19 protein-coding genes are annotated in these 23,904 nt (G+C 47.9%); all 19 read right to left on the bottom strand.

The window, feature by feature from the left end; genetic code table 11:
* Position 1 precedes the first annotated feature (1 nt).
* The gene (locus HRH59_RS11035; RefSeq protein ID WP_173501319.1) at positions 2–2,104 is read right to left on the bottom strand and encodes a DUF1302 domain-containing protein; all 2,103 of its coding nucleotides are present in this window, start codon (positions 2,102–2,104) and stop codon (positions 2–4) included.
* Positions 2,105–2,425: 321 nt separating this feature from the next.
* On the bottom strand, positions 2,426–2,650 hold the full coding sequence (locus tag HRH59_RS11030; protein ID WP_173501318.1) for a DUF2835 family protein: 225 nt from the start codon (positions 2,648–2,650) through the stop codon (positions 2,426–2,428).
* Positions 2,647–5,235, bottom strand: a complete 2,589-nt coding sequence (gene pepN, locus HRH59_RS11025) for an aminopeptidase N (protein WP_173501317.1) — start codon at positions 5,233–5,235, stop codon at positions 2,647–2,649. Before pepN ends, HRH59_RS11030 begins: the two co-directional genes overlap by 4 nt.
* A 79-nt stretch (positions 5,236–5,314) precedes the next feature.
* Positions 5,315–6,787 (bottom strand): Na+/H+ antiporter NhaC, encoded by a 1,473-nt coding sequence (gene nhaC / locus HRH59_RS11020; protein WP_173501316.1) that lies wholly within the window; start codon positions 6,785–6,787, stop codon positions 5,315–5,317.
* A 33-nt stretch (positions 6,788–6,820) separates the two neighbouring features.
* Positions 6,821–8,197 carry a sodium-dependent transporter gene (locus HRH59_RS11015; protein WP_218573501.1) on the bottom strand — a complete coding sequence of 459 codons (1,377 nt, stop codon included), beginning with the start codon at positions 8,195–8,197 and terminating at the stop codon, positions 6,821–6,823.
* 92 nt (positions 8,198–8,289) lie between these two features.
* Positions 8,290–10,314, bottom strand: coding sequence for a carboxy terminal-processing peptidase (gene prc / locus HRH59_RS11010; protein WP_173501315.1), 2,025 nt, complete (start codon positions 10,312–10,314; stop codon positions 8,290–8,292).
* Between the two features lie 17 nt (positions 10,315–10,331).
* Entirely contained in the window at positions 10,332–11,048 is a 717-nt protein-coding gene (gene proQ, locus HRH59_RS11005; RefSeq protein ID WP_231702470.1) for an RNA chaperone ProQ, read from the bottom strand.
* Positions 11,035–11,343: a hypothetical protein gene (locus HRH59_RS11000; RefSeq protein WP_173501314.1), complete on the bottom strand. Its 309-nt coding sequence runs from the start codon at positions 11,341–11,343 to the stop codon at positions 11,035–11,037. Before HRH59_RS11000 ends, proQ begins: the two co-directional genes overlap by 14 nt.
* Complete coding sequence (locus HRH59_RS10995) at positions 11,340–11,813, bottom strand: GAF domain-containing protein (protein ID WP_173501313.1); 474 nt, start codon at positions 11,811–11,813, stop codon at positions 11,340–11,342. The genes HRH59_RS11000 and HRH59_RS10995 overlap by 4 nt, the downstream gene beginning before the upstream one ends.
* Positions 11,814–11,962: 149 nt before the next feature.
* Positions 11,963–13,795 carry a protein kinase domain-containing protein gene (locus HRH59_RS10990; RefSeq protein ID WP_173501312.1) on the bottom strand — a complete coding sequence of 611 codons (1,833 nt, stop codon included), beginning with the start codon at positions 13,793–13,795 and terminating at the stop codon, positions 11,963–11,965.
* 6 nt (positions 13,796–13,801) lie between these two features.
* On the bottom strand, positions 13,802–15,262 hold the full coding sequence (locus tag HRH59_RS10985; protein ID WP_173501311.1) for an AAA family ATPase: 1,461 nt from the start codon (positions 15,260–15,262) through the stop codon (positions 13,802–13,804).
* Positions 15,263–15,356: 94 nt separating this feature from the next.
* Positions 15,357–16,934 carry a dihydrolipoyllysine-residue acetyltransferase gene (locus tag HRH59_RS10980; RefSeq protein WP_173501310.1) on the bottom strand — a complete coding sequence of 526 codons (1,578 nt, stop codon included), beginning with the start codon at positions 16,932–16,934 and terminating at the stop codon, positions 15,357–15,359.
* Between the two features lie 11 nt (positions 16,935–16,945).
* Positions 16,946–17,923 (bottom strand): alpha-ketoacid dehydrogenase subunit beta, encoded by a 978-nt coding sequence (locus HRH59_RS10975; RefSeq protein ID WP_173501309.1) that lies wholly within the window; start codon positions 17,921–17,923, stop codon positions 16,946–16,948.
* Entirely contained in the window at positions 17,923–19,107 is a 1,185-nt protein-coding gene (locus HRH59_RS10970; RefSeq protein ID WP_173501308.1) for a thiamine pyrophosphate-dependent dehydrogenase E1 component subunit alpha, read from the bottom strand. Before HRH59_RS10970 ends, HRH59_RS10975 begins: the two co-directional genes overlap by 1 nt.
* A gap of 281 nt (positions 19,108–19,388) precedes the next feature.
* Complete coding sequence (gene astE, locus HRH59_RS10965; protein ID WP_173501307.1) at positions 19,389–20,450, bottom strand: succinylglutamate desuccinylase; 1,062 nt, start codon at positions 20,448–20,450, stop codon at positions 19,389–19,391.
* An 84-nt stretch (positions 20,451–20,534) separates the two neighbouring features.
* Complete coding sequence (locus tag HRH59_RS19560) at positions 20,535–22,286, bottom strand: GGDEF domain-containing protein (protein ID WP_173501306.1); 1,752 nt, start codon at positions 22,284–22,286, stop codon at positions 20,535–20,537.
* A gap of 14 nt (positions 22,287–22,300) precedes the next feature.
* Positions 22,301–22,546: a hypothetical protein gene (locus HRH59_RS10955; RefSeq protein ID WP_173501305.1), complete on the bottom strand. Its 246-nt coding sequence runs from the start codon at positions 22,544–22,546 to the stop codon at positions 22,301–22,303.
* Positions 22,547–22,558: 12 nt separating this feature from the next.
* Complete coding sequence (locus HRH59_RS10950) at positions 22,559–23,065, bottom strand: GNAT family N-acetyltransferase (RefSeq protein ID WP_173501304.1); 507 nt, start codon at positions 23,063–23,065, stop codon at positions 22,559–22,561.
* Positions 23,065–23,865: an SAM-dependent methyltransferase gene (locus HRH59_RS10945; RefSeq protein ID WP_173501303.1), complete on the bottom strand. Its 801-nt coding sequence runs from the start codon at positions 23,863–23,865 to the stop codon at positions 23,065–23,067. Before HRH59_RS10945 ends, HRH59_RS10950 begins: the two co-directional genes overlap by 1 nt.
* Positions 23,866–23,904: the final 39 nt, after the last annotated feature.

The raw sequence follows: 23,904 nt of genomic DNA, 5'->3' as shown, positions 1-23,904 counted from the left end.
CTTAAATAGAGTACTTGATGTTAAAAGAGATAAAGTCACGGTCTTCTACGTTGTTTGTTGTGCCCTGACCGCCCCAAAATACGTTGTATGACAACTCGCCTGACCATTTGCTCAGATAATCAAAGCTCACTGCGTAAGCCAATGATTTACGATCTTCCACAAACATAAACAACGGGTCCGGAGTAATACCATTCACGTCATGCGAAAACACCATGCGCTGTGACAGGTTAACACCGGCGAAGACGTTATTGTAATCTGCTTTAGCCAGCAACCGGTAGCCCCAGGCAGATGCTGTAGGAAACGGGTTAGTTTCTGCGCCGTTAGATAAACCGGTATGTAAGCCGGGTATAGGATCGCCATTGCCATTTAACAACGGTGCACCACTACGGTCAGTATTAGGGCCATTTAAACGCAGCACGCTTTGATCCGGCATATCCTGAATACGGATACCACCAACTTCTGCTAACAGGCTGATGTTATCTGAACCCAGCGCAGGCCCTACCAAATGCGTGAAGGTCATTTGCGCCTGAATGGTGTCGCTCAAAATATAACCCTGAGCAGCAGCACCCGGTTGTACTTTCGCGCCAATATCACGACCAATTTGTGATATACCAATTAAATCTTCGCGGCAAATAACTCTTTGTGCAGCAGGTGCTGCACAGGCATTACCTAATTGTTCAGGCATACCGGCATATAGGATTTCCACGTCATCAATTTGCAGAGGCTCATCCTGACGATACGCAATTTCACCGGCAACCGAGGTTTCACCTAATGTAGTGTTAAAGCTAAAACCGTATAACTTAATATCTTCCGGATACTCGATTTTGGCTTTGGAGAATGTGCTTAATTGAGCAATATTCTCTTTAGTAATATTATTACCGGCCAGATAAGCAAGATCGCGGCCGACAGAAGCAAGCCCGAAATCAGCTGCTACGCCTGATATCACGGGTGTACGGCTGTGATAATTCATATAATAAACAGCAAACTCGGTATCATTTAAATCAGGGGCAAAATACTCAAATTTAATGCCGTACTGACCACCATCTTTTGGCTTAATATCACCTTCACTGCCATAAGGTCGTAAGGTAACTTTAGTTGGATATTGCAGATACCGGGCTATGGCCTGCTCTTGGGTAAGATCACCACTACGTAAATCGGCACCAATTTCATTCAGCCGTTGTAACAGATGGAAAAGATCGATATCAGGATTACCGGCAAAGCCTAACTGTACATTCTGGGCATAACCGCCTTCGCCTGCAAAGTCATTGGTAGAAAAATAAGTACCGGGTACAGGCAGGTAACTGTTTACCCACTCGTACTGATAAAACAGCTCTGTTGACAGATTCTCTGTTAAACCAATATTTAACGTGGCCATACCAACAGGAATATAAGCTTCTTTGAGCTCAGCTCCGGGCGCACGGGCTACACCAACATCGATAGGTGTAATATTAATACCGTGCTGTATAAGGGTGCTCTCACCCCAGCTTAACACCTGCTGGCCTAGTTTAACCGTCACCGGATTCATACCGTCGTTAAAGCTGAAATTACCGTAGACATAAGCGTCCAGCAAACGAATATCTCGGCACGTCAAATCTCGTGCATCGCTGTCGGCACAAGGATCAACGCGCTGTCCTGATACAGGGTTGGTATAGGCACCGTCATTGTCCATTAAGGCAAAATCGTAGAAGTACATAAAACGGGTAAATAAACCGATATTATCTTTTTTGATAGATAATTCATGCAAGCCTTTAAACAGGCTGCTGAACATATCACCTCTATCGTAATTCAAATTACCGGCATCACCATTGCTTGAGTAGGCCCCCGGCTCCATCCAAATTTGCGAGTTTGAATACAGCACTTCGTTGGTACCGGCGTTATAACCTTCCCAATCAAACCGCGGGTGGTTAACTTTACTGATCGTATCAAAATTACGATCTTCCATCCTCCAGCTACCGCCGTATGAAAATGTAGAATCAAAAGTGATGTCAACATCACCCAGGTTCCACGATGCTGCTTGTGCCGGTGCCATTGACAAGGCAAACAGCGCTGAAGCAACACCTATGGCTAAGGGTTTCTTAGCAAAGGTTATTGACCTTTTATTCATCTTGTTATCTCCCCCCCTGTCCCGCAGGTTTTTTAGTAGTGTCTTTTTAATTATATGACCAAGCTAACTGATCCGAGCTCAGCTTACTTCATTAAAATAATTACATCATTTCAAGTTGCAAGCAAGGCTTGCTGTCACGTAAATCTGTTGATTTTTATTCAGTTTTTTTTAAAAGCGTCTAAGTTTTAACCTTTTTTACGCTATACAGGTTTAACCATACAACAACGTGGCAAAATAAGTTGCGATAAGCTAATGAAATTAAAGGTCAAACCAGCTCTAACTGCAAGCTATTGTTTTAATTCACTGTTTAAAGTATATACTCTAATTAATTTTTTCCAGGCTGATAAAAGCCGCATTATTATCCAATGTCAGCCTGAAACGCCCCCGTATACCACTAACCCCGACAAAAGGTTGAAAATGCCGGAATTGTAGCTGGATCCGCTCGCCACTATCCGCTGTTACCACAACATACTTTACATCACCACGATAGTAGCTGTAGCACTGCTCTGCACTGAGCATAGCGTTAAAAAAGTAGTGCCGCATCATGTCAGGCTTCTGTTGACCTTTTCATACACATCATTGCTCAGTCCGGGTATGTTGGCCAAGCGTTGTAATGCGGCCTGCATTAATTGCTGCCGTACAGGGTCAAACCGGCGCCAACTTAATAAAGGCGTAATTAAACGTGCAGCAACCTGGGCATTAATGCCATCGAGTTTACCGACTACCTGCTCTAATGCTGCGTAGCCCTTGCCGTCAAGCCGGTGAAATTGCTGTGGGTTGCGCATACTAAAGGCGGAGTACAGTGCTCTTACGCGATTAGGGTTATGCCAACTGAACAACGGATGACGCAGCATGGTTTCTATGCCATCGAACACCTGCTCTGCCGGGTCGGATGCCACCAGGGCAAAACATTTATCCATCACCAGGGCATCATGTTGCCAACGCTGTGCGAAATCGTCGATTAGCAGGTTAAATGTCGCCGGTTGTGCCTGCTGACTGGCAGCCAATGCAGCCATAGTATCGGTCATATTATCGGCGCTTTGATAATGTTGTTGAAGCAATTCGGTTGCATCAACAGCAGATAGCGCCAAATAGTGTAAGCATAAGCTGCGCAGCCGTCGCTGTGCAGCAGCGGCTTGATCATAATGATATGCTGACAGCGGCAAACGCTGATAACATTGCAGCAAAGGCTCGCGCAAGCGCATTGCCAACAGCTGTTTAAAGCCGGCAAGTGCGGCTAAAATGCCGTCCACCGGAACTTGCTGGTATTGCTCTGCCAGAGTGTCAAAATCCGGCAACGACAGTAATTCTGCCGTTAACGCCAGATCGGGCTCCGGCTGCTGCAACCAGGATGCCATCATGCTCACTAGTGCCTCCGGCAACACATCCTCAACTGCGTTACCGGCAATAGCCTGCGCAACCTTACGGCTCCAAAATTGCTGCATGGCATCCCAACGGGCAACACCATCACTGGCGTTGCCGGCAATAAACAGCAAATGCCGGTCGTCTATATCTGCTTTGAGCTTCACCGGGGCAGAAAAATGCTCCAACCATACCACCACAGGTTCAGTGTGAATTTCCGGCAGTAAAAATTGCTGTGACGCTTCTTGCATCACCAACAAATGTTGCTGTTTCGTGCCGTCAGCGAATAACAGCTCAATTTGTACCGGCAGCATCAGCGCCTGTTTTATAGGCTGATCGGTTGTAGCCGGTGTATGCTGGCTCAGGTTCAACGTTAACTGCGCCGATGGCGCATCATAATGCTGGCTTACCGCAAGCTCTGGCGTGCCTGATTGGCTATACCACAGTGCAAAGCGACTTAAGTCCTTAGCGGTTGCATCTTGCATCGCCTGCAAAAAATCATCGCAGGTTACCGCTTGTCCATCATGACGCTGTAAGTAAAGTGCCAGCCCGGCAGCAAAGCCGTTACGGCCAAGCAACGTTTGCAGCATGCGGATCACTTCCGCGCCTTTGTCGTATACCGTCACGGTATAAAAGTTGTTCATCTCCAGCACTTGCTCCGGCCGGATCGGATGTGCCATTGGCCCGGCATCTTCGGCAAACTGGGCGGTGCGGATCAATTTTACCGCATCTATGCGACACAAAGTTGGTGAGCCCATATCGGCACTGAACTCTTGATCACGAAATACCGTTAAGCCTTCTTTTAAACTCAACTGAAACCAGTCACGGCAGGTAACACGATTGCCGGTCCAGTTATGGAAATATTCATGACCGATAATAGATTCAATATTAAAGTAATCTTTGTCCGTCGCAGTACCAGCATCCGCTAATACATATTTGCTGTTAAATATGTTTAAACCTTTATTCTCCATGGCCCCCATATTAAAGAAATCGACTGCCACCACCATGTATATGTCCAGGTCATATTCCAAATTAAAGCGCTGTTCATCCCAGCGCATAGCACGCTTTAATGCCTGCAGCGCAAACTCGCCTTTGGCCGCCGCACCTTTGTCGACATATAACTCTAAACTGACGTCACGGCCACTTTGCGTAACAAAGCGCTCGGTTAAGCGGTCAAAGTCACCTGCTACCAGGGCGAACAAATAGCAGGGTTTGGCAAAAGGATCGTGCCACTGCACTACCCGGTTGCCGGCGCTATCAATATGTTCAGACAGCTTATTGCCGTTCGACAATAAAAACGGATACTGCTCAGCCGGAGCTATAATGGTGACAAAATACTCCGCTAATACGTCAGGCCGATCTAAAAAATAACTGATACGGCGAAAACCTTCAGCTTCACATTGAGTGCAAAACGTCTGACCGGCAAGGTATAAGCCTTCTAACGCAGTATTGGTTTGCGGTGACAATTGCGTTACTACGGTTAATTCAAAGCTGTCCGGCAGTGTATCCAAGGTCAGGCTTTCATCATCCAGCCGGTATTCGTGTTCAGATAATTGCTTACCATTTACCGCTACACTGAGTAACTGTAAATGTTGGCCATCAAGTTTTAGCGGCGCGCCGGCTTGCCGGCGCTGTAACTGCATTACCGACGTAACTTTGGTAGCGGTATTGTCCAGTTCAAAACACAGCTTTACCGTGCTGATAATAAAAGCCGGAGGCTGATAATCATGACGGGATTTTACGTTTCGGGTGTTGGTATTAGCGGTCATACAAACGCCTTAATAAATTGGAGTTAGCTTACGTTGAGTATAATGACGAAAAAGCCTGATCAGATCAGGCTTTTTGGCTTCAGGCTTTAGCAGCTTGCTGCACCACAGAATCAGGTGGCGTCAGCTTAAGGATCTTAATACCGCAATAGGCATAGATAATCGCCAGCACCGGGTTAATAAGATTAAAAAAGGCATACATCGCATAGTCCAGCGGGCTAACCTGCAACACACTGTGCATATAGGCACCACAGGTATTCCACGGGATCAACGGGCTGGTAATGGTACCGCCGTCTTCCAGCGTGCGCGACAAATTCACCGGTGCCAGGCCGCGGCGTTCATACTCTTCTTTAAACATCCTTCCGGGCATTACAATCGACATATATTGATCAGCTGTCAGCACGTTAGTGGCAAAACAGGTAGCAATAGTGCTGGTGATGAGTGAACCGGTACTTTTGGCAAAATGCAGGATAGATTGTACAAATTTGCGTAACAGACCGATTTTTTCAATGGTGGCACCAAACATCATGGCGCAGAATACCAGCCACACCGTATTTAACATACTGGCCATGCCGCCACCGCTGAGTAAGTCATTTAAGCTGGCATTACCGGTTTCAATACTAAAGCCGGCATGAAAAGTATGCCAAATTAGTTTAACTGCACCTATCGCATAACTTTGCTCGGTTCCGACCATTTTTGCTATCAGGTCCTGTTGAAAAAACAGCGCCCATATGGCACCGAGAAGTGCGCCGATAAATACCGTAGGAAACGCCGGCACTTTCTTAACGGCCATTGCCAACAGCACAAACAACGGGATTAATGATAAAAAACTGATAGAGAAATTCTGCTGCAATACCACGCTGATTTGTTCAATGCGGGCAAAATCAGCGCTGACATCTGAGCTGAAACCAATGACAGTAAACAGCAACAACGCCAAAGCAAAGCTGGGCACCGTAGTCCACAGCATATGCCGGATATGGTCAAACAAATCAGCACCGGCAACGGCCGGTGCCAGGTTAGTGGTTTCGCTCAGCGGCGAAATTTTATCACCGAAATATGCGCCTGATACGATAGCACCGGCAGTAATAGCAGGTGATAAACCAAGCCCTGTTGCCACGCCAATCAAAGCAACACCGATTGTCGCTGCTGTAGTCCACGAGCTGCCGATGCTCATCGCCACTATGCCACACAGCAAGCAACTGGCAGCATAAAACCAACTTGGGCTAAGTAACTGCAAACCATAATAAATTAACGTCGGCACCGTACCCGACAGCATCCATGTACCTATCAATGCACCTACTGACAACAAAATAAGTACCGCACCCAATGACAGTGAAATGCCCTTCACCATAGCTTTTTCAATTACTGACCAGCGATAGCCATTTTTCAGACCAATAACCACAGCTACGGCCGTCGCCATAAACAACGCTATTTGATTGGGGCCATAAGAGGAATTGTCGCCAAATAAATACACCGACGCTGATAATAAAATAACCAATACAATCAGCGGTATTGCTGCATCGGTAAAATTTGGATCTTTAACTGTGTTTTTCATGTTTTGTTCTCTGTTTTAGTCACATCACAGCGCTTATAGCACACCAATTAAGTTTAAAAAGACGATAAAGATTGCCAGCGGCGTAAACCAACGGATCGCAAAACGCCACATGCTATATGCGATTATATGAGTATTAAGTTCCTCTTTACTGACGTGCTGCTTCATAATCCAGCCGGCGAAAACGGCAACAATCAAACCGCCCAGCGGCAGCATAATAGCGGACGTCAGATAATCAACGGCCTCAAAGAAGTTGTTGATGGGCTTGCCCATAATATTCAGCTCAAAGCTGGCCCACGAAGCGCCGGAGAATGAGAACACGGTTAGCAGTCCGATAACCCATAGTGACAACCCGGTGCCGATAGTCGCCTGCCAACGGCTTAAACCTTTAGACTCAACCAACCAGGCAACAGTAGACTCAATCATGGCAATAGCAGAGGTAAAGGCGGCAAACACCAACATAACAAAAAATACCGTACCAAATAATGTGCCCATTGGCATGCTGCCAAAAGCTATCGGTAAGGTGACAAAAATTAATCCGGGACCACCGTCAGGTGATAAACCGTATTGAAATACCAACGGATAAATGGCCATACCAGCCAGTAAAGCAACAGAAGTATCAGCCAGCGCAATCCAAATTGAAGTTTTAACAATAGATACGTTAGCCGGTAGGTAAGCACCGTAAATCATCATGGCACCTGACGCCAGACTGAGACTGAAAAACGCGTGCCCCAGTGCCAGCAATACGCCGTTTACGGTGAGCTTGGAAAAATCCGGTTTAAAAATAAAATCAACCGCCTGAGAAAAAGCACCGTTGATACCGGAGTACACCGCCATAATAACTAACAGCACCAATAAAGACGGCATCAGGTAGTTAACCGTTTTCTCTAACCCACGGTGCACTCCCTTACCTACCACCAGCACGGTGGCCAACAATATAACGCCGGACCACGTCATTAATGTAACCGGGTCACTGATAAACTGGTTAAATGTTTCCCCTGCAGCCGCTGCGGTAACTCCAGTTAAACTACCACTGGCGGTTTTGAACACATAAGATAACGCCCAGCCGGCAATAACAGCATAAAACGATAAAATAAGGTAGCTTGCAATCAACCCGCTCCAACCAGCGATTTGCCAGCGGGTATGCGCATGCGCTTCCAGTGCCAGGGTTTTTACCGAGTGGCCGGGGCTTTGCCGTCCGCGCCGCCCTATCATCACTTCTGCCATCATTATCGGAATACCGATAAGCAAAATACATAACAGATACACCAGTACAAAAGCACCGCCGCCGTTTTGCCCCATAATGTAAGGGAATTTCCAAATATTACCCAAACCAACGGCGGCGCCGGTTGCAGCGAGGATAAAGGCGAGACGACTGGACCATTGGCCATGCATGGATTGGCGTGATGACATAACTAAACCTTTATAATTATTATACTTTTGTACTAATTAGCAAAAGGCGGTATTAAATACCGCCTTGTAGACATGTGGGACATGTGCAGCTGTTATTTTTTTGCCAGACGGCTGATCATTTTTAAATCAGCAGTAATATTGGCTGCTTCTTCTAAAAACGGGTCTATTTCTTCCAGTTTTTCCGGCACGTCATCAAGTGAGGTGACTGCCGGCAAACCAAAGCGTTTCAGTCGCTCATTCACCCTTACCAGTTGCTCTGCTTTGGTTTTGTCACGCTCGGCAACCCGCTCAGTTTGTTTCAATGATACAGTTTTTTCGTCTAAGCGTTGTTGATACTCCGCAATATCCTGCAGCAAGTACTGAAACTCTACCTCAGTGTTGATACGGGCCTGATGCTTCTCCTGCAGTGCCGGTACTAACAACGCCAGGTCATTCAGTGCGTCGTATTTAGCTGCGTTAATGGAATCCCATGGCAATGCATACTCTTCTTTGCTTTCGCCCCACTCAGCAGGGTCTACCGCACTTGGAAACGGAATATCAGGAATAACCCCTTTATGTTGCGTACTGCCGCCATTAATACGGTAAAACTTGGCAATGGTGTATTGCACGCTACCTAACGGACTGTCAAACATATCATAAATGCGGCCTAAACCGCGGTGCTGCTGTACAGTACCCTTACCAAAAGTTTGTTCGCCGACTACTAATGCACGACCGTAGTCTTGCATCGCTGCGGCGAAGATCTCAGACGCTGATGCACTGTAGCGATCAACCATTACTGTCAACGGGCCGTCGTAGTAGCTTACGCCGTCGTTGTCCTGTGATACCGACACCTTGCCGTCACCTTCGCGAATTTGCACTACCGGACCACGGTCGATAAACAAGCCGGTCAGTAATGTCGCTTCCTGCAGTGAACCACCACCGTTGCCGCGCAAATCAACGATAATGCCATCAACTTTACTTTCATTTAGTTCAGCCAGCAGCTTTTTGACATCTTCCGCCAGGTTATTGTAGAACCCGGGAATACTGATTACGCCAATTTTCTGATCAAGTTCGGACAATTGCGGCTGAAAGACTTCGGCTTTTGCTGCCCGATCTTCCAGCCGGATTTTGTCACGCACTATGCTAATCACTTTAGCCTGGCTGGTGCCAATATCATTAGCACCCACCACCTGCAGCCGCACAGTGCTGCCTTTCGGGCCCTTTATTAAATCGACCACATCATCCAACCGCCAACCGATAACATCAACAAACTCGGCTTTATCCTGGGCAACACCAATAATTTTATCTTTTGGCTTAAGTTTTTGCGTAGTATCTGCCGGACCGCCCGGCACAAGACTTTGGATCACGGTGTAGTCTTCATCTGCACGCAACACTGCACCGATACCTTCCAGAGACAAATTCATCTCCTGCTGGAACCGATCAGCATTACGTGGTGATAAATACGAGGTATGTGCTTCAATACTGCGGGCGAAAGAGTTCATTACCAACTGAAACACATCTTCACTTTCAGTTTGTGTCAAACGCTTTTGCGTAGTACGGTAACGTTTGGTTAAAACGGTTTTCGCTTCTTCATCGGTTTTACCGGCTAACTTCAGATTAAGCACATCAAACTTGACACGCTGACGCCATATTTCATTCAGCTCAGCCTGGTCTGCAGGCCAGGCGACATCTTCACGGTCATAAACATAAGCATCATCAACGCTAAAATCGAAGTCTTTCTCTAACAGCTTTAATGCGTAATCAAACCGCTGTGAGCGTCGCTCCAGCGTCAGATTAAACATATCAAAAGCAAAACCTAAATTGCCTTTGTTAATGCCATCGTCGAACTTGTCGCGATATTGCTCAAACAAATCAATATCGGCTTTAGTCAGTACGTTGCGGTAATAATCCAGATTTTTCAGATAGGTATCAAACATTCTGGACGACAGTTCATCATCAAGCTGCACTTCAGAATAATGGCCGCGGGTAAATAATGCGGTGATTCTTTTACTCGCCGTCGCATGCTGCGCGCCTTGCGTAATAGCAGGTAAAATTAGTTCATCGGGTTTCGGATCCGCAGACGCATTTATACTTAAAGCAACGATTAGGGCTGTCGCAAGTACTGATAATTTTTTCATAAGCTACTCTGAGTTGTTCACGCCAAATACAAACTGTCCTGACGTGTTTTTATCACCATACCAGACCCGAGTTGGACAGTCACATCGTCTTTGCTGACTTCCAGTACTGTCGCTAACATCGGGCTTTGGCCGAGCTTCAGCAATACTTTGCCGCCTACTACCACATGCTCTGCTGCTACCGGTTGTAACTGCACTGCGGGTTTGGCTTGTTGCTCTGCCTCTGGCTTAACCGGTTTTTGATTAACCTTAGTACCTTTAGATGAGCCAGCGGGCTTTTTGTTCGCTGTTTTTTTGTAACCAGGTTTGTCTACAGCCGTTGGCTGTGGATTTTTCGCTTTTGCTTCAGCTATCTTAGCTTTGCGCTTTTCCGCCGCTCTGGCTTTACTTTCTTCCAATGTTTTCAGTGCGTGTTCGGCCTGAGCCTCATCTATTACTACGCCGGTAACACCATCCAGATCAACGCGGGCAACGCCCACTTTAGTGGCCTCAAGATAGCGCCAACTGGACGTGTAAACACGCAGTGCCTGACGCAACTGGGTTTTACTTACCGTAGTGTCTTGTTCCAGACGTTGAGCTAAATCCTGAAAAATACCAATTTTCAGAGGTTTCGCTTCACCGGTCAGACTAAAGCAAGCCGGAAATTGGCTGGAAAGGTAAGCCAAAACATCTTTAACTGAAGTGGCTTTAACATGTTGTTCGGTTGGGGTGGTCATTAACGCTTCACTCTTCTTCATCTGCGGTATCCGTTTGCGGTATACCTTCTTCCAGCTGTTGGCGAACATAAGCCAACGCCCAATCTATTAATTCATCTTCATCGGCTTCAAGCAGCACAGTACCGCCACGCAATTGATCCCATATGCCAGGCAGCAAATGCTCTACCTGATCGGCAGTAATATCATCCGGCAATGCCTGCCAGACACTATGATAAACCGCGTTTACTTTATCTGTTACCAGCTCTTCATCACCTTCCCAGTCACCGATATCGGCTACATCAAACAGGTAGTCGTGAATTGAGATTGCATCTTTCATAGCGTAACAGCCAGGTGCTTTTCAAAAAGCTGAATAAGCTGCTCAAGCCCTGCCTGGTCGTCGGTATCAAACCGTGCTAATTGCGGGCTGTCGATATCCAGTACGGCAATAATCTCACCATTGTGACGCAGTGGTAACACTATTTCGGAATTACTGGCGGCATCACAAGCAATGTGGCCCGGAAATTCGTGCACATCTTTAACCAGTTGCACCTCGCCGCTGGCAACAGCTGTACCACAGACGCCCTTACCTACAGCAATGCGCACGCATGCTACCTGGCCCTGAAAGGGTCCAAGTACCAATTCACCATTACGCATAATGTAAAACCCTGCCCAGTTTAAATCAGGCAGCTGATTAAATAACAGCGCACTTAAGTTTGCCATATTGGCAATAAGATCGGGTTCGTGCTCGATTAAAGCCTGCGCCTGCTGATTCAGCAGCCGGTATAACGCGGTTTTCTCATTGGACATGAAATATGGGATTCTGACTAAAGCTCAAAACCTGTACATTACCCGTTTTACCTGACAATTTAAACCACTTCAGGGCAAAGATTTGCTGCCATCGGCTGTTTTCATGCAGCTTAAGCGGTATTTGGCTGATATTTATACAAGCATTTGGCTTAAGGCATATCTGCTTTATGCGGATTGGCCGGATAATAGCGTACCGGCTGCTGCGCCTGGTGGCTGAAAAACCGTGTATCTTTGTAGGGCAGCTTCATAAAGCCACCAACCCCCTCGCCGCTTATCAGTGCCACTTTGTGCAAAATACTTTGCAGTAAATACTTAAACTGTGGCTCTGCGGCCGGGTCCAGTAAGCGGTAGTAACTGTGGATCTTCATATATAAGGCGGTTACTTCGAAAATAATACAGCCGGTGTGCCGGATTAAGTTCAGTTTAGCAATATCGTCCATAATGGCATCGGGCAAAATCAATTGCTCATCCGGGTCTTTACCATCTTCAAAATAAGAATGCTGCTTACTGGCGTCTTCGTTGCTCAGAACCGGGGCTAACTGATACGGAATAACTGCGTCCACCGGCGCAGCAAACGGCTCGCTAACGCTGTTTCGGCTGATATGCAGCGTATTGCGGGCATTAAATAAGCAGGCTTTAAAAATACCCACCTTGGCAATGGCGCGCGCCAGCGTTACCACATTATTGACTGACAAGGCAAAAGACGACGCCAGGCTGTCGTCATATAAATTCAGGCTTGAATCAATATAAACACCGCCGGCCTGCCAATGAATAGCCAGGCCACCGACCACAGGAAAACGCGCCAGCCGGCTTACTGCCGCGACAAAGGCTTTTTCGGTTTCGCCCATACCTTGTAAATAGTTTTTGTAGTAACGCTCCAGTTGCACATCATCGACATAGGCAATGCCCTCTTCTTCGCTGTGCTCACGTAAAAATGACTTACGTGATGAATACACTACCGTATCCAGCTCACGCACCTGTGGGCTTACCCACACCGGCAACAACGGTGTATCATCAAACAAAGCCAGCTGCGGCAAGACTAAGCGTTTTAGTGCGGGCATCTGCTGTAAAAAATAGTCACCGGCCTGCGCCCGTAACGTGGCATCGTCTGACAGCATACTGTCGAGCATAGTGGCAAACTCTACCGGTAACCCCAGGCTGCGCGCCGGTATCGCTTTACAGCCAAAACGACATGACTGACCGGATGCCAGCGCATACAAGGTGCCGGCAACGCCCTGCTCGTCAAAGCGCGGGCTGGACAAAGCGCCGGCACGTTGCTCGGGGCCGATAAAATACACATCGCCCATCCGCGCATTGGAGTTTTGTAAATCTGCCGACATCAACTGCATGACGTTATTGGCCAAATACTGGCCGTTGGCATCCAACTGAGCAAATACCGACGAGCCCCAGTCAATCAGACTGACATGGCCGTTTAGCTCGTCAAACACCAGATTCGACGGCTTAACATCACCATGTACAATAGGTTGCAGCTCGCCGTCCTTGATATTGCTGCGCAGGGCCAACAGTACATCCGCCAGCTGACAGGCAATGTCGACTAACAGTCGGGCACTTAAGCGGCCATGCTTTAAGCTGTAATGCTCTAAATCGATACCGGCGCCGCGCTGCATCATCAGAATGCCTTGCTTTTTAACCACCTGGTACGTGATATAGCGCGGTACGTTCGGATGCTGCGCCTGCGATAACATATAGGCTTCGTCTGCCAGCCTGTCCTGAATATGCTGCGGCAAATTGATGCGTGAGAATTTAAATACGCAGGCTTGCTCACTGGTATCCAGCCCGGCAAAAGCAAAACCATAGGCGCCTTTGCCAATCAGTTCAATCTGGCTGTAACCGAGTTTTTCCAGTTCAGAAATACACAATGCCACCCAATCTTTCAGCTTTTTCGCATCATTGGCATTTAGCAGGTAAATCGACTGCTCTTCCGGAATATAAAAGTTACGCAACTGGTTTTTATACTGCATAGGGCCTCAGGCTTTCACACAGCGCTCAAGCGCCCATTGGCGCAGCGCATTAATTTGCTCTGCCATCACCACCGACAGCGGCTGTGTTGCTGACAACTCGTCCATTAAATGCGGTAGGCTGAACTCAGTGCCGGCGGCGCGGGCGCGAAAACCGGCACCGACCACCGCTTGCTCCAGCTCTGCACCGGAAAAACCACGGCATAATGCCATGGCCTGTTGCAGTGCCTCATCCGGCAGGCTCAGTTGCCGCCTGGCCAAATGCAATCTGAGCAGCTGTAAACACTCGTCGTCGCCGGGTAAGTCGACAAAGAAGATTTCATCAAAGCGGCCTTTACGCAGCAGCTCCGGTGCTAATTCGTGGATATTGTTAGCGGTGGCGACCAGAAACACCTGTGATTTACGCTCTGACAACCAGGTCAGAAAACTGCCGAGCAAACGTCGCGTAACACCGTTGTCGCTGTCACCACCGGACAAGCCTTTTTCTATTTCATCTATCCATAACACGCAAGGTGACATGGCATCGGCCAGCGCCAATGCTTGGGCGAGATTTTTTTCAGTTTCACCAATGTACTTATTGTACAGTGCCGCCATATCCAGCCGCAGTAACGGCAAGCCCCAGCTACCGGCAATGGCTTTAGCCGCCAGACTTTTGCCGGTACCCTGCACACCGGTTAACAATAAACCTTTTGGCGTGTCTTTCCCGTTATCGACAAAAGCCTGTTGGCGCTGCGCTATCCACTGCTTAAGATTATGTAAGCCTATTACATTAGCAAAGCTGCCGCTGTCGAATACCTGGGACAACACGCCATCGGTTTGCAACAAGCTGAACTTGGCGCGGTTAATACGCGGGATATCCTCTTTTGTAATGGCACCGTCATCTGCAATGGCTTTATAAGCCAACCGTTTTACCTCATCAAAAGTTAAACCGCGTAAATTCTGCACCAGCAAGGCCACATTCTCAGCACTTAGGTCAGCCAGCATGCCGTGCTTAGCCGCATAGCTGTCGGCCATATCATGCACTAACTGGCGTATTTGCTGATCAGATGGCAAACTCAGCTCAAAGCGGTAGCACAAGCGGGCAAGTTCCGGCGGCACTTCTATGGCGTGGCTTAACAGCATAATAGTGTGACCAAGCTGCTCATGTGCCTGGGCAATCTCTTTGATATAACGCACATGCTTGGGATCAGACAAAAACGGATGAAAGTCACACAACACATAAATACTGCTGTTACGCGTGCCTTTGATTTGTGCCAGTAAATTTGTTGGATCTGCATTAAACGCCTGGCTACCCTGCTCACTATCCAGCCGCTGTAAACCGTCAGTAATGGTCCACTTAAACACCGGACGCATTAAGTTTACTGCCAAGCGCTTGATCAGTAATAGCGCGCGCGGCTCTTCATAGCTTTCAATTACAATCAGCGGGCTGTGCGCCTGCACCAATACCCGTAAGTCATCAAATTCGTGCATAACAATCCCTGAGCCAAACACTGATAAAAAAACCCACTACAATGAGTGGGTTTTAGCAGAAAGCCGCTTAGCTGCCAAGCTCAAATATCTACTGTCAGCGCATAGCCACTAACATGGCTGATGGCTGCTCCAGATACTGTTTCCACAGATTGGTAAAGCGCGCTATGGTGCCGCCGTCAATAACGCGGTGATCGCCCGACCAGCTGATCTGCATCAGTTGGCGCGCTTCCACCTCGCCTTTACTGTTAAAGCGTGGCAGCGTTTGCACTTTACCCAGCGCCACTATCGCCAGCTCCGGCTTGTTGATAATTGGCGTGGCGACAGTACCGCCCAACGCTCCGATATTGGAGATACTGATAGTACCGCCTTTTAAATCGGCCGGGCTTACCCGCCCTTCCCGCGCCTGCTCGGTTAAGCGGGTTAAATCATTGGCGATATCAATAATAGACTTATGCTGACAACCTTTGATATTCGGCACCAGCAAGCCAATTTTTGAGTCCACTGCTATGCCGATATTGTGATCATCAAAGTAGGTAAGCTCAGTACAATCAGCATTAACTTTGGCGTTCATAATCGGGAACTGATTAATGGCCAACGACAGCGCCTTGATAAAAAACGGCATCATGGTCAGCTTTACACCCTGCTTAGCGTACTGATCTTTCAAACTTAAGCGCAAGGCAATCAGATCGGTTAAATCAATCTCTTCACAGTAAGTAAAGTGCGGAATAGTCGACACCGATTCCACCATTTGCCGCGCCATCGCCGCTTTAATGCCTTTGATGGGCTCAGTGCGACTACCGCCGGATACGGCAGCTGGCGCGGGTGTTACCGCTTTGACTTGCTGCGGAGCTGCCACAGGTGAGGCTTGCTTACCATCAGCAAAAGCGCGCACATCCTCTTTATATACCCGGCCTTTATCACCACTGCCGGCTACTTTGGCCAAATCGATATTCAGCTCACGGGCTAAACGGCGCACTGCCGGGCTGGCCAGAGCTTTACCCTGCACCGCCGGTGTGACAGCCGCTACCGGCGCACTGGCAGCAGTGGCTTGCTGTGTTGCTGCAGCAGTTGGGCATGCCGCTGTTGGCTGCGCGGTCTGTGCAGCTGCCGTACCGGCATGTGTCATGGCAAACAGTGGCGAGTGCACCCTGGCAACTTCACCTTTGCCGTAGTACAGCTTAGTAATTTTACCCGAGTACTTGGCCGGAATTTGCACCAGCGCTTTATCGGTCATCACATCGCATACCGGCTGATCTTCAACGATATCATCACCTTCTGCCACCAGCCAATCGACAATTTCACACTCAACAATACCTTCACCGATATCCGGCAGAATAAAATCTTCGCTGCCGTTCGCCGCCGTTACCGCTGGTGCTGGTGCTGGTGCTGGTGCTGGTGCTGGTGCTGGTTGAGCATCGCTGCTGTTTGCTGTGCCTGCAACCTGCATTTCAAACAACGGTGCATGCACTTTAGCAATCTCGCCCTTGGCATAATACAACTTGCTTACCACACCGTTATGTACCGCCGGAATTTGTACCAGCGCTTTGTCGGTCATCACATCACATACCGGTTGATCTTCAGTGATGGTGTCGCCCTCGGCCACCAGCCAGTCAACAATTTCACACTCAACAATACCTTCACCGATATCCGGCAGAATAAAATCTGTTTTCATTGCCGCCTCCGTTAAAAGTTGATTGAGCGTTTGATCGCTTCATAGGTTTTTAAGTGATCCGCCACATACTCTTTTTCCAGCGCCAGCGGGTACGGTGTGTCCATACCGCATACGCGTTCAATCGGGCTTTCCAGATGTAAAAAGCACATTTGCTGGATGGTGGCCGCAATTTCACCGGCAAAACCACCGGTTAACGGCGCTTCATGGTTTATCAGCAGGCGGCCGGTTTTCTTCACCGAGGCTGCTACCGTATCAGCGTCCCACGGTAAGATGCTGCGCAGGTCAATCACTTCGCAGGAAATGCCGTCTTTTTCGGCCATCTCAACCGCTTTTTGCACGATTTCCATTTGCGCGCCCCAAGCCAGCACGGTAATGTCTTTACCCTGTTGGGTCACTTCGGCTTTACCCAGCTCTATTTCGTAATAGTCTTCCGGCACTTCGCCGGTGGAGGCGCGGTACAGCTTTTTCGGCTCAAAGAAAATAACCGGATCCGGGCTGGCGATAGACGCCAGCAACAAGCCCTTGGCCTGATAGGGATCACGCGGGATCACCACTTTTAAGCCCGGCGTATGGGCAAAATAGGCCTCCGGTGACTGGCTGTGATAATGGCCACCGGCAATACCGCCGCCATAAGGGCTGCGAAATACAATGCCGCCAACATTAAACTCGTTACCTGAGCGGTAACGGAACTTGGCAGTTTCGTTTACGATTTGGTCAAACGCCGGGAAGATATAGTCGGCAAACTGAATTTCCGCTACCGGCTTCATGCCTTGCGCCGCCATACCATTGGCAAAACCGGCGATACCCTGCTCGGTTAACGGCGTATTAAAGCAGCGCGCTTTGCCGTATTTTTCCTGCAATTTACTGGTAGCGCGAAATACACCACCAAAATGGCCGACGTCTTCGCCAAAACACACTACGCTGTCGTCTTTGGCCATTGCTAAATCAAGCGCATTATTAATGGCCTGCAACATATTCATCTTTGCCATTAGTCTAATCTCCCCGCCGTTACCGGATACGCATCCGGGTATTTACGGATATGCGCTTTTAATTCGTCCAGTTGTTGTTGTAGTGCCGGGATCGGCTGAGCATACACATCAGAAATAAGGTGTTCAATGCCGGGCTTAGCCACTTTTTCTGCCACTTTTAACGCATCCAGAATTTCGCTGCGCAGCGCTTCGATGGTCGCTTTATCATCAGCATCTTTTAGCCAGCCTTTTTCAATCAACCATAAGCGGTAACGGGCGATCGGGTCATTCTGGCGCCACTTCTCTTCTTCTTCTTTTGAGCGATAGCCACTTGGGTCATCAGAGGACGAGTGCGCACCTAAACGATAAGCGATAGATTCGATCAACACCGGCTCGTTATGTTTAAGGGCATGCTCACGCGCCATTTTGGTAGCATGGTACACAGCTAAAATATCCGCGCCGTCTACCCGTAGTGCTTTCATGCCATAACCTACTGCACGACAGGCAATACCGTCGCCGACAAACTGCTCGTTAGCCGGCGTAGAGATAGCATAACCATTATTACGACAGAAGAAGATCACCGGTGCTTTATGCACTGCAGCCATATTTAAGCCAGCGTGAAAATCGCCTTCAGAGGCGGCGCCTTCACCGAAATAACAAATAGTGGTGTTGGCCAAACCGCGCAGCTTTTGCGCATAGGCATAACCACTGGCCTGCGGAATTTGCGTACCCAGCGGTGAGGATATTGTCATGTAGTAAATATCTTTACTGCCGTAATGCACCGGCATCTGCCGGCCTTTACCCAAATCTTTTTCGTTGGAGAACAGCTGGTTCATAAACTGCTCCAGCGTAAAGCCACGATAACGCAATGCCCCCTGTTCACGGTATTGCGCCATAATCATGTCTTTATCGTCCAGCGCGGCGGCACTGCCAACGGTAGCGGCTTCTTCGCCCAGACACTGCATATAAAAGCTGATGCGGCCCTGACGTTGTGCTGCCAGCATGCGCTCGTCCAGCACCCGGGTAAACACCATGGTGTCGTACATTTTAAGCGCGGTGGCCTTGTCCAGCTCCGGTGCTGTTGCACCTTCGTACAGGCTGCCATCGTCGCGTAACATGCGCAGCGTAGGAATTTTTAACGCATCACCGGCGGTAAACTCCGCAGTGTGCACCGTGGTAATGGTGGCGTTATTTGGGTTAGTCATAGGGTGTCTCTTGTTTGTTATACGTGTTGGACATGCGGTTAGCAGTGCCGGCCCGGCCTTGGTGTCGGGCCGGCACTACTGACTCATTATAGCGGTATTTACCGCTCTCCCCGTTTTGTGCCCGCTTAAACGGACACCGGTTTGTTCTGATTATTATCGGCGGCAACTTTACCTTTACGTAAACTGCATTGCAACCGCCCCCGCGGTTTAGCCAGGCAGGCGCTGCCGGAGACTGTCAGCTTAAATTTACTCTTTACAGCAGGTTAATCGGCTAACTGTTGTTACACCAGGTTGTGCTGCACTGTGGTGGGTACCACCATCAACATGGCGCGTTGGCCTATGGCAACTTTAGCATTGGGGAAAATAATGGCTTCGCCATCCCGCTCTACCCGATATTCGGTATCGCCGTCAGTTGCTAACAACGTACCCACCGGGTAAGCAGTAAAGTTTTGCACATCATCGGCAAAGTGCAGTTTAAATTCCTGCGTTTGTTTATTAATAGCCCGATACACCTGATACAGCTGAAACTGCGACTCGTCAAACGGCTGCGTGCTTACCTTGTCTTCGCTGATCAGTTGACGCAATGCCGCGCGGGCTTTGCTAAAACGGCGCATATCATTTTGGCCAAACGGCTGTACTTTACCCAGTTCAATGGTAAAGGCATCGGCGCCGTGGCTATTGGAGGCATAGTAGCTAAAGGTCGATGCCGGCGTTTGCATCAATAGCACAGTAGTGACATCGCAGGCCTGTAAAAACTCAAACTCAGCCTTTTGCCATGGCTTATCATGCAAGAACGGATACACGGCAAATTTTTCAAAGCGTGAGCCACGAATAGCGGTGTGCAAATCATATAAATAACGGTTACGCGGCACCGAATCAGTTACGCGTACCTCATTGTAGAACCGGCTGACATAGTCCTCTAACGCCTTAGCTCGTTGACGCTCGGCATTAATCAAGCCGGCGCCTATACTGTGATGGCCGGAAAATAACCGGTTTAAGTTTTCTGTAATCTCACGGCTGCCGGCATTAATGGCGGCCGGGTTACCAAACAACACTAATAAGCGATGTTTCACCGGAAGCTGACCGGTTAGCAGCTGTGTTACCAGCTCAGCACAAATTTCTATCGGCGCGGTTTCATTGCCATGTACACCACAGGATAACACGATATCTTTTTGACTTGGCCCGACCGGGGTAAAGCAAATTACTCCGGTGTCCCATATGTCTACTACGGTGCCATCGGCCAGATTAAACTGTGCCGGCGCTAACCCGTCAGGGTTTGTCAGAGTAAGATTAAGAAAATCACCGTGTTGTTGCAGTTGCTCTTGTAATAATGATTGCGCCATGCGCCAGCTCCCTGTTGTCGGACTGGCGCTGATTCTACCCCGGTTCAGCCCTGCGGCAAAACCGGCAGCCTGGTTAAATCCGCGCTAAGGGGCAAAAGCCATCACTTGATCACGGCCGGCTTCTTTCGCGCGGTACATGGCATTGTCAGCATCTGCCAACAGTTGCTTAAGTTGGTAGCCGGAGGTATCAGAGCCGCACACACCAAAGCTGGCGCTTAGCGGAAACTGCTTCCCGCAGTCGGTGCTGTCAATACCGGCAATAGCGTCACGACAAATTTCAGCCAGCAGCACCGCTTTGTCGGTTTGACAGCCCGGCAGCACCACAGCAAACTCTTCCCCGCCGATACGGCCAAACACGTCGTTATTACGCATAAAGTTACGGCAGGTTTTTACCACCACCTGCAAGGCCCAATCGCCCGCCGCATGGCCATGCATGTCGTTAATGTTTTTAAAGTAATCCAGGTCAAACAGTATCACCGCCACCGGTTTGGCGTTTTTCTCGCAATACTCCAGCGCCACTTTAGCCTGGTTGTTAAAGTGATAACGGTTACTGATCCCCGTTAGCTGGTCGTACTCCGCAATTTTCTTAAAGCGCTTGCGCCCGGACATGCCGCGATAGGCAAGGAACGACGCCAACACCAACACTGAAGCCAGCACCATCATAATCAAGCGGTTTTGTTTAACTTCTTTTTCATAAAGATCTTTTTGTAAAGACAACAACTCGTTGTCTTTATCCAACAACGCAATACGCTGATTTTTTACTTCAATATTCGCCTTGGCAATATTGTACGCCAACAAACCAGAGGTCTTTTCATCTTCAAAAGCTTTTTGTTTTGCTACTAAAATTTCGTGAAAATTTAACGCTTGCTGGTAATCACCAGAAATTTTTGCGGCTTCATGCAGAGCAGAGTAAAGACGCAATACCGCATAATTGATTTCGCTCACTTCAAGGTTATCACGGGCAGCTAAAGCGTAACTTAAAGCTAAGTCAGTCTGACCTAGTTTAAGATAGATTGAGCTATACAACGCTCGATACAAAGTGATTAATATTTTGTAGGATGTGGCTTCAACCTCGTTGAAATATGCATTCAAAGTCTCCAGTGCTTGTTGCGGACTTTCTTCAACTAACTGCTCTATCCTAAAACTACGTATAATTCCTACGTAAACTGGCTGTTTAGCGACGATGCAATTATTTATCGCATCTTCATAAAAATTGTAAAACTCTTGATATCTTTTAGCTCTGTGAAGAGCTTCTACTTTGTACTGCATTCCTATGCAGCGATATCTATCAACCTTAGTCGTTTCTATCAACTTTTCAGCATAGTACAGCCCCAAATCAAACTGATTTATACTATTAAAGACCAGTGAAATAATAACAAAACCATAACTTCTTATGCTTTCATCTGAGACTTTTCCGAGTAAATTATGAAAATCATCAAAATACTGAAATACGTCGCTGTATTTTCTTGACAGTACCAGACTGTTTATCATTAATCCGTACGACTTAAACTTTAAGTTTTCAGAAATTGAACTCTCCGCCAGATGACGCAATCTAACCAACGATTCATCCCGTTCTCCGGAATAGACCAAACTATAGCTTTGTAAGTATTCGAGCTCTTCAACTTGTGCAGGAGACAATTTGTCGCTCTGCCCACTTAAAAAAGTCACTAATTCTGAGAACTTTTTAAAATCTGTCGACTTTATCTCTTCTGCCAAAATAAAGATTTCATCAAGTTTCTGGCTCTCTATTGCGGACACTGGAATGAAAGACAGCATGCCAACAAAAAGCAGGCATGCTGTATTAAAAAAATTTAGTCTGTTTTTAAAAAAAAACACTGGCTGCTTTTTAATTATTCAGTTAATTCGTCATCTGGTGTGTCTTCTTCGGGCTCTTCTGCTGGCTCTTCTGCAGGAGCAACACCACACACCAAATTTCTCCTCGGGTCTAATAACATTTCGACTGCAGAATAAAATTTAGTCGGTTTATCCTTCACCAACTGTTGTTGCTGTAACATTTCCAGAACTTCTGCTTCACTTAATTCCTGAAACTCAGCAGAAGCACCCAGTTTTTCCATAAAATTTATGATATTTCCCATGATGTATCCCCATTAAGGTCTATTTTGTTTGTCCAGCTCGAAGCGGCTGGTGCTGCTGTTAAAATTAAAGCCGAGCCGCCTGGCTAACCAAATGGCTGCCCGGTTATCCTCAACCACCTTGGCGATAATGTCATATTCTGCATATTTGTTACATAAAAAAGTAATCAGGATCTGCAGAGATTCAAATGCCATATGTTGCTTTTGAAAAGCTTCGCGAAATATTACCCCGACTTCAATGATTTTTTCCGCTTCGGTTACCGTAATCCCCAAGATACCTGCGCAATCTGTCTCGTTGATTAGCTCTGCCACCAAAAAGCTACGTTTACATTTTGCGCTATGGCTAAGCTTTAGCGCAATTTCAAAACTCTTCTGTAACGACAGCTTATCAAGTGCCGGACCTATAAAGCGCAAGATACTGGCATCACCATACAAACTTGCGTAGAGCGGATAATCGGCACCGGTTAATGGTCTAAGCCGCAAGCGTCCGCCGTTTATCACTTCAAACTTCTGTACCGGCATTAGCTTGGCTCTGCCTCGCGGCTTTTAACCAGCAACTCCAACTCTGCAATCAGAGCCTGGTTTAACTCGGCTTTACTGCTCGGAGGGATTATCAGTGTGGTTTTTAAATCCATACTGGCATCGGGCAAGGCGTTAATAGGTAAATAATCAATGCGCTTGGGCTGGATAGGTAACGTTGCCACTTCGTATAAAATTACTTCATGGTCAAGAGGGTAATATTCGGCCAGCAGCTTTATCAGCACTTTGCGGTATTCACTGTCAGTAGTAAACTTAGCTAATGACCGATCGCCAGCGATACCAACTTGCCACAGCACTAAATAGGCTGCGGTATCGATATTACGCTTGTAAAACATAAACTGGCTGGTTTCATAGTGCTGACACCCCGAGCTACCCGGGTCTATGCCCAAATCGGCATACAAACAGTCTTCAGCAGAAATACCAGGTTCCATATGGGCGTTATAACCCAGCTCGCGCGCTTGTTTAATGGCATTGTGCGGCACCCAGGCAAACACACCCGGGTGGCCGTAAAAGGCCCCTACTACTTTTTTACCGGCTTTAACTTCAGCCAGCATGGCTGCCACCATTTCCCGGTAGGTAATCATCCGCGATTTACCTTCCAGATAGTACGGCTGCAATGAGCGCACATCGGCGTTCATCTGCTCTATCCATTTCTCGGTAATACCATCGGCCACCAGCACAAATACCACGTCGGCCTGTTCGATATAGCTGCGGGAAAGCGGGCTGATATGAGCCCCTAATGTCATGCCGGTGCCGACACAAACTAAACTACCTGACTGCAAAATACGTCCTTGTTATTTTTCTTTGTACTATAAGGTGTT

It is taken from the genome of Rheinheimera lutimaris (assembly GCF_013283795.1).
GTDB classification, from domain to species: Bacteria; Pseudomonadota; Gammaproteobacteria; order Enterobacterales; family Alteromonadaceae; genus Alishewanella; species Alishewanella lutimaris.
The sequence above is the reverse complement of the archived record's forward strand: the minus strand, read 5'-3'. Positions and strand labels throughout refer to the sequence as shown.